Origin of the sequence: Cobetia marina (assembly GCF_001720485.1) — a bacterium.
In the GTDB taxonomy this organism is placed as follows: domain Bacteria; phylum Pseudomonadota; class Gammaproteobacteria; order Pseudomonadales; family Halomonadaceae; genus Cobetia; species Cobetia marina.
On record NZ_CP017114.1, the window covers coordinates 1,074,393 to 1,087,499 of the forward strand.

Annotated in this window: 12 protein-coding genes and 5 tRNA genes; 5 read left to right on the forward strand and 12 right to left on the reverse strand. The window is 61.9% G+C overall.

Translation table 11 applies throughout. From position 1 onward, the window contains the following. Positions 1-35: 35 nt before the first annotated feature. From BFX80_RS04565 to uvrY, 9 genes are all read right to left on the reverse strand, one after another. The gene (locus tag BFX80_RS04565; RefSeq protein WP_167592971.1) at positions 36-467 is read right to left on the reverse strand and encodes a SpoIIAA family protein; all 432 of its coding nucleotides are present in this window, start codon (positions 465-467) and stop codon (positions 36-38) included. Positions 468-625: 158 nt separating this feature from the next. Beyond that, positions 626-979 (reverse strand): formate/nitrite transporter family protein, encoded by a 354-nt coding sequence (locus tag BFX80_RS18185; protein WP_084208066.1) that lies wholly within the window; start codon positions 977-979, stop codon positions 626-628. Then, positions 877-1,455 (reverse strand): formate/nitrite transporter family protein, encoded by a 579-nt coding sequence (locus BFX80_RS04575; protein ID WP_167592972.1) that lies wholly within the window; start codon positions 1,453-1,455, stop codon positions 877-879. Before BFX80_RS04575 ends, BFX80_RS18185 begins: the two co-directional genes overlap by 103 nt. Before the next feature lie 333 nt (positions 1,456-1,788). Continuing rightward, positions 1,789-1,873, reverse strand: a tRNA-Leu gene (locus BFX80_RS04580). Positions 1,874-2,256: 383 nt separating this feature from the next. Beyond that, positions 2,257-2,330, reverse strand: a tRNA-Cys gene (locus tag BFX80_RS04585). Positions 2,331-2,439: 109 nt separating this feature from the next. Next, positions 2,440-2,514: transfer RNA gene (locus tag BFX80_RS04590), tRNA-Gly, on the reverse strand. Positions 2,515-2,719: 205 nt separating this feature from the next. Then, a complete protein-coding gene (gene pgsA, locus BFX80_RS04595; RefSeq protein ID WP_077374945.1) occupies positions 2,720-3,268 on the reverse strand; it encodes a CDP-diacylglycerol--glycerol-3-phosphate 3-phosphatidyltransferase in 549 nt (182 codons plus the stop codon). Between the two features lie 244 nt (positions 3,269-3,512). Continuing rightward, the gene (gene uvrC / locus BFX80_RS04600) at positions 3,513-5,270 is read right to left on the reverse strand and encodes an excinuclease ABC subunit UvrC (RefSeq protein WP_240499736.1); all 1,758 of its coding nucleotides are present in this window, start codon (positions 5,268-5,270) and stop codon (positions 3,513-3,515) included. A gap of 582 nt (positions 5,271-5,852) precedes the next feature. Beyond that, positions 5,853-6,518 carry a UvrY/SirA/GacA family response regulator transcription factor gene (gene uvrY / locus BFX80_RS04605; protein WP_077374938.1) on the reverse strand — a complete coding sequence of 222 codons (666 nt, stop codon included), beginning with the start codon at positions 6,516-6,518 and terminating at the stop codon, positions 5,853-5,855. Positions 6,519-6,739: 221 nt separating this feature from the next. Between uvrY and BFX80_RS04610 the strand changes: the two genes are divergently transcribed. Continuing rightward, a tRNA-Ala gene (locus BFX80_RS04610) sits at positions 6,740-6,815 on the forward strand. 73 nt (positions 6,816-6,888) lie between these two features. Further along, positions 6,889-6,964 (forward strand) — tRNA-Ala (locus tag BFX80_RS04615). 171 nt (positions 6,965-7,135) lie between these two features. Here BFX80_RS04615 and BFX80_RS04620 read toward each other — a convergent pair. Both BFX80_RS04620 and argF read right to left on the reverse strand, forming a co-directional pair. Further along, entirely contained in the window at positions 7,136-8,215 is a 1,080-nt protein-coding gene (locus BFX80_RS04620) for an ABC transporter ATP-binding protein (protein ID WP_157109433.1), read from the reverse strand. Between the two features lie 149 nt (positions 8,216-8,364). Continuing rightward, positions 8,365-9,282 (reverse strand): ornithine carbamoyltransferase, encoded by a 918-nt coding sequence (gene argF, locus BFX80_RS04625; protein WP_077374935.1) that lies wholly within the window; start codon positions 9,280-9,282, stop codon positions 8,365-8,367. A 350-nt stretch (positions 9,283-9,632) separates the two neighbouring features. On the opposite strand from argF, the gene grxD reads away from it, so the two are divergent. Beyond that, the gene (gene grxD, locus BFX80_RS04630) at positions 9,633-9,965 is read left to right on the forward strand and encodes a Grx4 family monothiol glutaredoxin (protein WP_077374932.1); all 333 of its coding nucleotides are present in this window, start codon (positions 9,633-9,635) and stop codon (positions 9,963-9,965) included. Positions 9,966-10,107: 142 nt separating this feature from the next. Here the strand turns inward: grxD and rnt are convergent, their stop codons facing one another. Next, positions 10,108-10,803, reverse strand: a complete 696-nt coding sequence (rnt, locus tag BFX80_RS04635; protein WP_077375652.1) for a ribonuclease T — start codon at positions 10,801-10,803, stop codon at positions 10,108-10,110. Between the two features lie 344 nt (positions 10,804-11,147). On the opposite strand from rnt, the gene BFX80_RS04640 reads away from it, so the two are divergent. Together BFX80_RS04640 and BFX80_RS04645 are read left to right on the forward strand one after the other, a co-directional pair. Continuing rightward, positions 11,148-12,368 carry an argininosuccinate synthase gene (locus BFX80_RS04640; protein WP_084208069.1) on the forward strand — a complete coding sequence of 407 codons (1,221 nt, stop codon included), beginning with the start codon at positions 11,148-11,150 and terminating at the stop codon, positions 12,366-12,368. Between the two features lie 370 nt (positions 12,369-12,738). Next, a complete protein-coding gene (locus tag BFX80_RS04645; protein ID WP_307722815.1) occupies positions 12,739-13,026 on the forward strand; it encodes an HlyU family transcriptional regulator in 288 nt (95 codons plus the stop codon). The last annotated feature ends 81 nt before the right edge of the window (positions 13,027-13,107 follow it).

Here is a 13,107-nt window from a genome sequence, read left to right on the forward strand (position 1 = left end):
GTAGGGCGAGGGAGCAAGGTGCGGACTGGAGGCTGTCAGGCCTCGTCGTGCTGATGGCGGGCTTCTGCCGAGGCGTGCGGATCGGTGCTCGGAGTGCTGCCACGGGGTGACTCGGCCACCCAGGCATAGGCGGCTTCTCGCTCGGCAGGCGAGAAGTGGCGGACTTCGATGGAGCGCACCAGATGCTTGCTGAATTCGGTGACGTGACGCAACCACTCGGCCTTGCTGATGATGGCCTCGCGTTCGAAGTCGCCAAGATGACGCAGGGCGTAGCCGATATCGTTGAGCAGCGCGGCCGGCGTGATCAGCCCGAAGCGCTCGATTTCCACCAGCAACGAGATGCGCTCATGGCGCGCGAGGCGCTCATCACATTCGCGGATCACGGGAGCGAGCGACGCCTGATCGATGCTGCCTTCCAGCCGCAGGGCGACGACGTGATCAGCGGGACTCTTGAGCAATGTCAGCATGTTGGGCTCCTGCACGTGAGCGTGGTGGGGGAGTGGGTCACACAGCCACTCTGACAGCGATGTGACACATTTCAGTGTAGTCGCATGTAGCCATCGCAGCAGGCGCATCTGTGCGCCAGCATCATGGGGAGAGTGCCATGACGGCGTACCCCGGCCTGTCACTCACACCGTTTCGGACGCAGTCCGTACCACAATGGCAGCGCGACCAGCAGGCTGCCGCCCAGCAGGTTGCCGATGCCTGCCGGCAGGATGTTCCAGCGCATGGCGTCCCACCAGCCGGGGCCTTCTCCCGTCGGCATGATCATCGAGAAATAGGCCATGTTGGCCGGGCTGTGCTGGAAGTTGCCTGCCACGAACAGACTGACGGCCAGCACGATGGGCACGAACTTGTCGATGATGGTCCTGCCCATCACGGCGAGAAATGCCGCCATCCCGACCATCCAGTTGCCCAGCATTCCCGACAGCACCAGCGAGAACCAGCCTTCGGCACCTCCTGTCTGCTGATAGTGCATCTTCTTCGCCACCAGTTCGGCCAGCAGCTGATAGTGCTGGGGGAGTAGACCTGTGCCACCGAGATCACCCAGCCTGTCAGCATCGTGCCGAGCAGATTGCCTATCCAGGCCAGTACCCAGAACTTCAGGCCGCGCCGCAGCATGTCACTGCGGGAGCAATTGAGCGCACTGACCGGCAGAATGACATTGGCCTCGGTAAAGAGGGCGGCGCCGGTCAGGATGACGAGGAAGAAGCCGACCGAGAACCCGACCCCCTGAAGCAGCAGCTGCAAGCCATGTGTCTCGACCCCGGTCGACAGCAGGATGGAAAACAGCGCCCCCATGGTGATGAAGGCGCCGCCCAGAATGGCCAGTACCAGAATGCGGGGTGCCGACAGGGTATGAATGTGTTCGCAGGCTTCTCGACAGATTTCCTGTGCCACATCACGGGAAGCGATGAACTGGGCGGCAGGGCGGTGGGACGAATCGTCGGACATGGGGAGTTCCTTCGGCCATTTCATGAGGCGGCAATGAGGTGGGCGGCAACGAGGTGATGCGGCAATGAGATGATGCACACTCACGTGGGCTCAGAGGAAATAGACCTTGGGGAGCAGAGAAGCCAATTCAATCGCACAGGGCACCTGGCGGTGAGTATCGAGCAGGTAATGGCAGCTCAGCAGGTAATGGCAGCTCAGCAGGGGGTGGCATCTGGCGAGGTTTCTGGACGACAGGCATGAAAAAGCGCCGCCCGGACATGATGAACATGACATGGCGACGCTCTTGAATGCTGCTTGAGTCTGTCCTGCTTGGCGTGGTGCTGCCTGAAGCGATGGTACGGCCAGCCGGACTCGAACCGGCACGCCCGAAGGCAGGAGATTTTAAGTCTCCGGTGTCTACCGATTCCACCATGGCCGCGCAGACTGGCGCATAACTTAGCATATTTCAGAACAAGGTCAACTTTAATGCGTGACATACGAGGGTTAACTGTTTGTTCTGCAATCCCTTTGCCTCATCACTGAGGGCAGTGGTGCACATGACGCGCGTTCGGGCATCAGAGCGGACAGGCGCAATGAATCCTCTGCGCAAGACGTGTGACAGGGGCTCAGGCAAGGATGAGGGATGAAAAGGCCAGCGGGAAATGATGCAGGTACTGAAGGCGAAAATCAGAGAAGACCGACAGGGAGTGTCAGTGATTCAACAGATGAAACGAGATGGATAAAGTAGAAAAGCAAGACGACCAGGAGGGAAGGTGTCTTGTCCATTTCAGTGCAGGACAGGGGATGTCAGGCGTTCTGAAATGGAGGCTGGAGTCGGAATCGAACCGGCGTACACGGAGTTGCAGTCCGCTGCATGACCACTCTGCCATCCAGCCTCAATGATCGAGATGTCAGTCGAAACTGATGTCTGATCCGAGGTTTCTCTGCGCATTGCACAAGAGAATTGAGTCAATGTCGAAGTGCCGTCAAGGCCACCTGTTTCATTGGAGCGGGAAACGAGATTCGAACTCGCGACCCCAACCTTGGCAAGGTTGTGCTCTACCACTGAGCTATTCCCGCTGAACTCGAGGTCGAATTATACGGATAATTCCCATGCTGTCAAACAGTTAATGAAAAAATGTCTCGCAGACCTGGTGGTCGGAAACGACGACGCCCACCTGCCGAAAGGGCGGGTGGGCGTCTCGAGAACTGGCCTCTGCCAGTCGGGCAACTTGCTGGGCCCGTGTCGTACTGAACATTTGTCGTTCTGAACATGTGCCGCGTGTCAGACGGAACGTATCAGTTCCGGCCATGCCGCACGCAGGTAACTGATCATCGACCACAACGTCAGGGCAGCGGAGATATACAGCAGGCCGAGGCCGGCATCGCCCCCGAGACTGCCTGGGGAGAAGTACAGCAGCATGAACAGGGCGAGCATCTGGGCAGCGGTCTTCAGCTTGCCGACCCATGAGACTGCCACGCTGCCGCGCTTGCCGATCTCGGCCATCCATTCGCGCAGTGCGGAGATGACGATCTCGCGACCGATGATGATCAAGCTGGGAATCGTCATCCACAGGCTGTCGTAGCGTTCGATCAACAGTCCCAATGCCACGGCGACCATCAGCTTGTCAGCCACCGGGTCCAGGAAGGCGCCGAAGGGCGTCGTCTGATTCCAGCGTCGCGCGAGATAGCCATCGAACCAGTCGGTCACTGCCGCCAGGGCGAACAGCAGGGCGGTGACGGGCAGGCTCCAGTCATATGGCAGATAGAAGCACACCACCAGCAGCGGAATGAACAGGATGCGGATCAGAGTCAGGATATTGGGAATGCTCATCGTGACGGCACGAGTCCTTGCATGAAGCGTCGGGTGGCTGGGCGAAATCAAGGGCGACGCCCCGAAGGGGCAGATCGCTCCGCTAGCGCCGCACAAGTCGTCTATTCTAGCCTGCCGGTGAGGTATTCAGCCATGCCAAACCGCAGGATATTCAAGCCGACTTCCGTTACCCCTGCCTGTGCGGCAGGCTGAGGGCGACAGAGGTCGGCGTGGGGTGTCGATGTATCCCCTGCTGCATGATCGGTCAGCCGTGCAGTGCCTGATGGATCACCTCGGCAAGGGATTCGCTGATGCCGGGCACCCGCGCCAGTTCCGGCTTGGAGGCCTGCTTGACCCCCTGGAGTCCCCCGAAGAACTTGAGCAGTTCCCGGCGGCGCTTGGGCCCGACCCCCGCGATGCCCTCGAGGCTCGAGGTGCGGCGCGCCTTGTCACGCTTGGCGCGGTGGCCGGCAATCGCGAAGCGGTGCGATTCATCACGGATATGCTGGATCAAGTGCAGCGCCGGTGAATGGCTGTCGAGATCCAGGGTGTCATGCACCGTCTCGATGAACAGCGTCTCCAGGCCGGCCTTGCGCGTGGTGCCCTTGGCGACCCCGAGCAGGATGATGTCGGTCACGCCGAGCGACACGAAGACCTCACGCGCCATGTTGAGCTGACCCTTGCCGCCATCGACCAGCAGGATGTCAGGGCGCTTGCCTTCTCCCTCCTGCAGACGCTTGAAACGTCGCGTCAGCGCCTGCTGCATGGCGGCGTAGTCATCACCGGCCGTCACTCCCTCGATGTTGAAGCGTCGATAATCCGACTTGATGGGGCCCTCGTGATCGAACACCACGCAGCTGGCCACGGTCGCCTCACCGTGGCTGTGGGAGATGTCGAAGCACTCCAGGCGCTTGGGCACTTCCGCGAGTCCCAGAGCATCGCGCAATGACAGAAAGCGATTGGAGAGCTGCTGGCGGCTGGCCAGCTGAGTGGCCAGATGCTGCTCGGCGTTGGTCTGTGCCAGCGTGAGCCACTGGGCGCGATGGCCACGTACCTGGTGTGCCACGCGAACGCGGCGACCGGCTTTCTCGCTCAGTGCACCTTCCACCAGCGGCGCATCCTCGAGTGCCAGTGAGGTGAGCACCTCATCGGGCATCTCGCGATCCTGACCCAGGTAGTACTGACTGACGAAGCCGGTCAACAGCTCGCTGCTGGTGAGGTCCAGTCCGTTGCCCGGCGAGAAATGACGCGCTCCGAGCATGCGCCCCTGGCGGACTGACAGCACGCTGATGCACAGTCCACCCGGGCGCTCGGCGAGTGCCAGAATGTCGGCATTGCCGGTGCCGGTATCGACATATTGCTTCTCCTGCATCCGACGCAGCTGGGCGACCTGATCGCGCAGGCGTGCCGCCTCCTCGAATTCCAGGCGCATGGCGGCATCTTCCATCGCCCGACTCAGCTCATCGGTGACCTGATCGCTCTGGCCGTTCAGGCACATCACCGCGTGTTCCATGTCGCGACGATAATCCTGCTTGCTGATGTAATCGACGCACGGCGCAGTGCAGCGGTTGATCTGATATTGCAGGCACGGACGCTCACGATGCGCGAATACCGAATCCTCGCAATTGCGCAGCCGGAAGATCTTCTGCATCAACGTCAGCGATTCCCGCACTGCCACGCTGCTGGGATAGGGGCCGAAATACCGGCCATCGTTGCGCTTGTGGCGCACGCGCTTGAACTCCAGCGCCGGATAGTCGTGATGCTGACTGATGAAGACGTAAGGGTAGGACTTGTCGTCGCGCAGCAGGATGTTGTACGGCGGACGCAGCTCCTTGATCAGGGTCTGCTCAAGCAGCAGCGCTTCCGTTTCGCTGCGGGTGATGGTGACCTGGACATCCGCGATGCGCCCGACCAGTGCCTGGGTCTTGGCATTCAGGCCGGTATTGCGGAAATAGCTGGAGAGGCGTGCCTTCAAGCGCTTTGCCTTGCCGACATAGAGCACCTCGCCGGCGGTATCCAGCATGCGATAGATGCCGGGCGCATCACTGACATGCTTGAGGAAGTGGCGCGGATCGAAGTCATTCGCCTCGGTCGCCGGGGCGGAGGCATCGCTGGTGATCAGACGACTGGACACCCGAGCGGCGTCACTGCGCTCGCGGTTCGCGTTGGACTCGTTGGCGGATTCCGGTGGCGTGGAATCGGGATGCTGCTTGGCCATGGGGTTCCTCGTTCGGAGATGTCGCCAGTCTATCAAACAAGCCGAAGGCCCGATCAAGGGAGCTGCATGTCCATCTTCAGGTGCCGTGGCTGTCTTCAGGGGCAATGCGCATCGGCAGGCAAACAGATCAGATTGGGGCGGGTGTCCCGCGCAGCAAGGGGGCAGAAGTCTTGGCGGGGTGGGATGCCCGGCGATGTCGGGCGCCGCCATGCCCATCGAGAGATGCCAGGCGAGCGATGCCCGTGGAGAGATGCCCGTGGAGAGAAGGAAAGGCCAGCAAGACGATCGGAGAAAAGCCCACGGCCCGATGATGCCTCCCCTGAGGGATGGTGTCATCGGGCCGTGGGCTTTCCCGTCAGCGAATCACTTCGCTGTCGCCTGCGTGGCTCAATCCGACAGCGGCCGAGCCTCGAGAGCATAGTCGTCGAGCAATTGATGGCGCATGGCCAGATGCGTCATCTCGACGTCACTGGTCACGCCCAACTTCTCGAAGATGCGATAGCGATAGGTATTGACGGTCTTGGGGCTCAGGTGAAGGCGGTCGGAGATCTCGTTGACGCGATGACAGTTGACGATCATCAGCGCCACCTGCATCTCGCGGGTCGAGAGTTGCTCGAAGGGATTGCTGCATCCGGTGTCCATGCCCGAGAACACCAGGCGTTGCGCGATCTCCGGGGTCAGGTAGCGTTCGCCACCGGCGACTCGGCGAATGGCGCGAATCATTTCATCGAAGGGCGTGCCCTTGGAGATGAAACCGAAGGCCCCTGCTTCCAGCAGGCGTTTGGCGAAGGATTCCTCGAGATAGGCGGTCAGGACGATCACGCGAACTTCCGGCAGGCTGCGAACGATCTTGCGCGTGGCTTCAAGTCCATCGACGCCGGGCATGCGAATGTCCATCAGCACGATATCCGGACTGTGCTCACGGCAGAGTTTGATCGCGGTTTCGCCATCCGAGGCTTCTGCAATCACCTTGAGCCCATCCTCTAGCTCAATGGTACGGACGATGCTGGTACGCACCAGGTGGTGGTCATCAGCGACAAGAACCTTGATCAAGGCGGCTCCAGTAAAGATGTCATCAGGCGTGTTAGTTAGTATGGCTTTCAATGTACCCATTGGCCATGGGCTTGTCGATGCCACTGTCATCCCGTGCGTCGCATGCAAGATGACCACCCTTCATCAGCGTGCTTCGTGACGGTGAACGCGGGAAATCGCTGCAAAAATAAGGGGTTGACGGCTTGTCATGTGGTCTGTAGTATTCGCTGCATCGTGAGCACGGGGCCTTAGCTCAGCTGGGAGAGCGCAACACTGGCAGTGTTGAGGTCAGCGGTTCGATCCCGCTAGGCTCCACCATGTCACGAGATGCCAGCATACCGGCATGCAGGGTCAACTCTGCGAAGTATGGCGCGCAACTTGAGCGCGCAGTGGGGCCTTAGCTCAGCTGGGAGAGCGCAACACTGGCAGTGTTGAGGTCAGCGGTTCGATCCCGCTAGGCTCCACCAGAATATTGAAAAAGCGGCCATCCTTCGGGGTGGCCGCTTTTTTTTGGTTCATTGCCTCTTGCCCTTCACAGGGCCATCCCCGCCGTCGGCCGCCTGCGGTAACGCAGGCATCAGCAGCGCTCGCCCGAGCCATTCGCCGTGTCAGTGCCACGGCGAATGGCGGTCAAGCATTCACATTCCCGCGTCGCTGTCTTCCAGTCGTTCGAACAGGATCAGGTGATCGGCCTGAATGCGCAGACTGACGTCTTCCCCGGGGTGATAGTCATGGTGGCTGTTGAAGGCCGCCTCGACCTCACGACCTGACGGCAAGGCCAGGCGATACAGGGTGCTGGTACCGGCGAAGGTCGCGCTGAGCACGCGCGCCTTGAGATCACTGGTTTCCGCCTCTCCTTCAGCCAGTACCAGATCATCCGGACGCAGCAGCACGTCCACCGGTGTCCCGGCGTCATACGGATAGGCACGGTTGCCGCGGATCACCCCGAGTTCGGTGGAGACGCTTTCGTTGTCCGCCAGCGTGCCGGGGATGAAGTAGCCCTGACCGATGAAGTTGGCGACGAAGCGCGTGGCCGGCTCGTGATACAGATTGAACGGCGTATCCCATTGCTGCAGATGCCCGGCATGGATGACGCCGATCTGGTCCGCCATCGCGAAGGCTTCGTTCTGATCATGGGTGACCAGTACCGCGCTGATGCCGAGGTGCTTGAGAATCCGGCGCACCTCCTGGCTCAGCTGACGGCGCAGCTCCACGTCCAGATTCGAGAACGGCTCGTCGAGCAGCAGGATGCGTGGCTCCGGCGCCAGCGCGCGTGCCAGGGCCACGCGCTGCTGCTGTCCGCCCGAGAGTTCATGCGGAAAACGCTCGCCCAGATGCCCCAGACCGACCAGTGTCAGCAGTTCCGCTACCTTGGCATTGCGCTCGGCCTTCGGCATGCGGCGTACGCCAAACCCCACGTTGTCCGCCACGCTCAGGTGCGGAAACAGGGCGTAATCCTGAAAGACCATGCCGACGTGCCGCTCTTCCGGCGCCGTCAGCTGGGTGGCGCTGGAAAGCACTTCTCCCTCGAGGCGAATCTCGCCGACCGCCACCGGTTCAAAGCCGGCGATCGCGCGCAGCAGGGTCGTCTTGCCGCAGCCGGACGGGCCGAGCAGGCAGGCGATATCCCCCTTGTTGAGAGAGAAATTGATGTCACGGGTCACCACGGTGGTGTCGTAGCGACATTCCAGAGAATCAATCTGCAGGAGCGGTTGCATGATGGCGGGTCGGTCCAGAAAACGAGAAGGGCAGCGAGTGGAACAGCCGGCGAGGGCATCAGGGGCGGGCGCTGAGCTCACGCGCCCGCCTGTCTGTGCATACGATGTCGCCGCCGGCATGGATGCAGGCGGCGACAGGCAGGGCTGATTCAGTCCTGACGACCCAGCATCAGGAATTCGAGCAATGCCTTCTGGGCGTGCAGACGGTTGCCGGCTTCCTGCCAGACGACGGCGCGCGGGTCATCCAGCAGTCCCATGCTGATCTCTTCGCCGCGGTGTGCCGGAAGGCAGTGCAGGAAGATGACGTCATCGGCGGCCTTGTCGAGCATGGCTTCATCGACCTGGTAGCCGGCGAAGTCGGCTTCGCGCTTGAGCTGCTCCTCTTCCTGGCCCATGGAGGCCCAGACATCGGTGGTCACCAGATCCGCGCCCTGGACGGCTTCCTGCGGGTCGCGGTGGATGCTGACGCGCTGACCGGCTGCCGCGACGATCTCGCTGTCCGGCTCGTAGCCTTCCGGGCAGCAGATGCGCAGGATGAAGTCGAACTGGCGTGCGGCGTTGATCCAGGAATGGCACATGTTGTTGCCATCGCCGATCCAGACCGCTGTCTTGCCCTTCACGGAGCCACGGCACTCGGTCCAGGTCATCACGTCAGCCAGCAGCTGGCACGGATGGTAGTCATCGGTGAGTGCATTGATGACCGGCACGCTGGAGGCATCGGCGAAGGCTTCGATATCGGAGTGCGCGAAGGTGCGGATCATCACGCCATCCACCATCTCGGAGAGCACGCGCGCGGTGTCACCGATCGGCTCGCCACGGCCCAGCTGGGTATCGCGCGGCGACAGGAACAGGGCATGGCCGCCGAACTGGGCCATCGCCGTCTCGAAGGACACACGGGTGCGCGTGGAGGACTTCTCGAAGATCATCGCCAGGGTACGGTTGGCGAACGGCGTGTAGACCGGACCTTCCTTCTTCAAGCCATCCTTGATGGTGATGGCGCGCTGAATCAGGTAATCGAGTTCTTCCGGAGAAAGGTCAAGCAGAGTCAGAAAGTGCCGGGTGGCCATCGAGCGGGCTCCTGTCAGGGTCTCGGGCAGCACCATCGAAAAGGGCGCCATGCGTCGGAGGGAAGGAAGTCGCCGACGATCACGGCGCCCGATTGGCGCTGCCTGTCAAAAGAGCCATCCTAGCCAGCTGAGCGGGCGGGCGCAACGCCGAGGCGTCTCGCGAGGCATCGAGAGCCCTTGCCTCGCCCCGCGCGTGCGCCGGTCAGCCTGCCGACAGCGACATCGCCGGCCTGCCCTGCAGACACCAATCTCGCCCTGGGGCAATATCGGGGGCTGAATTCGTGGCTCACCCTCAGTAGAATGAGGGAATGACACTCACGGGCCTTGCGCCCACCGTCCGAGGATTGCACATGAGCACCACCATCGAATCGATCGAGAAGCAGATTGGCGAGAACCCCATCCTGCTGTACATGAAGGGCACGCCGCAGCTGCCGCAGTGCGGTTTCTCCGCCCAGACCGTCCAGGCCGTGATGGCGTGCGGCGAGCGTTTCGCCTTCGTCAACATCCTGGACAACCCGGACATCCGTGCGGAGCTGCCGAAGTACGCCAACTGGCCGACCTTCCCGCAGCTGTGGATCAACGGCGAGCTGGTCGGCGGCTGCGACATCGTGGTCGAGATGTACCAGAACGGCGAGCTGGAACCGATGATCAAGCAGGCCGCTCAGGAAGCGGCTGCCGAGTGATCGGTATTCCCGGGTCAGACATGTTCTGATCTGAGCGGAGCCTGTCAGACAAAACGCCCCCGCAGCCAGGCTGCGGGGGCGTTTTCGTGTGGCGATTTCACAGGAGTGTCTGGCGCGGCCGGGCCGGGCAAGCCCCTGGCTGTCAGGTGGCAGGCGTCTCGAGCGAGGCAGGCACCTCGTCGTTCATGCCCTGTTCCTTCATCGCCAGATCCCAGCCGCCCAGGTCCTTGAAGCGATTGACCATCGCGCAGAACAGCTCCGCGGTGCGCTCGGTGTCATAGCGCGCCGAGTGGGCGGAGGCGTTGTCGAACTCGATGCCGGCGGCGCGGCAGGCGCGGGCCAGTACCGTCTGGCCGTAGACCAGGCCCGCAAGCGAGGCGGTATCGAAGCACGAGAACGGATGGAACGGATTGCGCTTGATACCGCAACGCTCCACCGCCGCGTTCAGGAAGCCCTGATCGAAGGCCGCGTTGTGACCGACCAGCACCGCACGTGTGCAGCCATGTGCCTTGATGGCCTTGCGTATCGGGCTGAAGATTTCGCCCAGTGCCTGATTCTCGGCCACGGCCACCTGCTTGCGTACCGGGTTGTCCAGATCGATCCCGGTGAAGTCCAGTGCCGACTGCTCGATATTGGCCCCTTCAAAGGGCGCCACGTGAAAGGCGTAGGTGGCATCCGGCACCATGTTGCCGTCGTCATCCATGGTCAGCGTGACGGCAGCGATCTCGAGCAGTGCATCTCCGGCGGCATTGAATCCACCTGTCTCGAGGTCCACCACCACTGGCAGGAAGCCACGGAAGCGTTGTGCCATCAGCGTGCGCTCGCTCGCCTGGGTCATCAAGATCTCCAATCCCGTCATTGCGTCTCGTGCTGCGCCGTGCGTCTCGCCGGCGCTCAAGGAGAGCAATTGTAGCAGGGCGATACGGACACGTCGCGGCGCAGGCGTCAGGGCGGCCCCGGCAGGGGGACGCCAGGTCCCGTTCTGCCCATGACAGCGCCTGTCAGCAGTATCGGTGAGGTGCCAGCCTCGCTATAATCGGCCCCACATCGTGATTCGAGTGGCAACGGGCGGCCACCTGCTGGGCAGGCCTTCCTCGCGACCGTACGATCCATCCCCACCTGCGTCCCCGTCCTCGGGCGGTGGCATCGCGGGAACTACAAGCATCAACTCAGGAGTCAAGCATGTCCGACGTGCAAAAGGTCGTTCTCGCCTACTCCGGCGGCCTGGACACTTCAGTCATCGTCAAGTGGCTGCAGGAAACCTACAACTGTGAAGTCGTGACCTTCACCGCTGACCTCGGTCAGGGCGAGGAAGTCGAGCCGGCGCGTGCCAAGGCGGAAGCCCTCGGCGTGAAGGAGATCTACATTGAGGATCTGCGCGAGACCTTCGTCCGCGATTACGTCTTCCCGATGTTCCGTGCCAACGCCATCTACGAAGGCGAGTACCTGCTGGGCACCTCCATCGCACGTCCGCTGATCGCGCGTCGCCTGGTCGAGATCGCCAACGAGACCGGCGCTGACGCCATCTCCCACGGTGCGACCGGCAAGGGCAACGACCAGGTGCGTTTCGAGCTGGGCGCCTACGCGCTGAAGCCGGGCATCCAGGTCATCGCGCCGTGGCGTGAGTGGGACCTGAACTCCCGCGAGAAGTTGATGGAATACTGCGAGCAGCACGGTATCGAAGTCGACTACGCCAAGAACAAGAAGAAGTCGCCGTACTCCATGGACGCGAACCTTCTGCACATCTCCTATGAAGGTGGCGTGCTGGAAGACCCGTGGACCGAGTGCGAAGAAGAGATGTGGCGCTGGAGCGTCAGCCCGGAGCAGGCGCCGAACGAGGCGACCTACATCGACCTGACCTACACCAAGGGCGACATCACTGCCATCGATGGCAAGGAAATGGCCGCTCACGAAGTGCTCGAGTTCCTGAACAAGGTCGGCGGCGCCAACGGCATCGGTCGTCTCGACATCGTCGAGAACCGTTATGTCGGCATGAAGTCCCGTGGCTGCTACGAAACACCGGGCGGCACCATCATGATGCGTGCTCACCGTGCCATCGAATCCATCACCCTGGACCGCGAAGCGGCTCACCTGAAGGACGAGATGATGCCCAAGTACGCTGAGCTTGTGTACAACGGCTACTGGTGGAGCCCGGAGCGTCGCATGCTGCAGGCGGCCATCGATGAGTCCCAGAAGGTCGTCAACGGCGTCGTGCGTCTCAAGCTCTACAAGGGCAACGTCATCGTCGTGGGTCGTCAGTCCGAGGATTCACTGTTCGACGCCTCCATCGCGACCTTCGAGGACGATGCAGGCGCCTACGACCAGAAAGACGCTGCCGGCTTCATCAAGCTGAACTCCCTGCGCCTGCGTATCGCGGCCAGCAAGGGACGTGGCATCGAGTAAGGCATCACCGGATGCGCATGCTGAGAGATCGCCTGCCCATCTGACCCGATGACGATGTCTGTCGGGTCATCAAGACGCCGGCCCTGGTGGCAGTCCCCGGACTGCTGACGGGGCCGGCGTTCTGCCATCTGTGCCATGCAAGTCGTGCCATGCAAGTCGCGATATGCAAGCCGCGCCATGCAAGCGGCCAGCGCGACGCCCGTACGCGTGCCCCGGATGGCATGCGGCTTAGTGTCTGGTGGGAAGGTCGCATTTCCCCCGGCACGGGGGCGTGGCATGCTGAGGGTCTCATCATAAACTCTCATTTCTTTCACTTTTTCCAGGTGAATGCCGGTGACACTAGAGGCCGGCCACCGAAGGATCCTTCAACATGCTGGGAATGCTCAAGAAACTGTTTTCCGCAGGCGAGCCTGCGCCGGTCAAGGAACCGGAGGCCGTCGAGTACAATGGTTACCTCATCGTCGCCATGCCGCAGAAGCACGAAGGGCAGTACCGGGTCTCCGGCGTGATTCGCAAGCCACTGGAAGGGGGCGAGACGCTGGAGCATCGCTTCGAGCGCTCCGACACCGTGCCGGGAGAAGACGGCGCCGTGGAGCTGACCGTGCTCAAGGCGAAACGCACCATCGATGATCTGGGCGACACGATCTTCGAACGCTGAGCCGACGTGATGGGTACCCAGCGGGTATCCTCGTCGAACTCGGCATCGAAGCCTGCGTTCAGGAAGCACGATTCAGGGAGA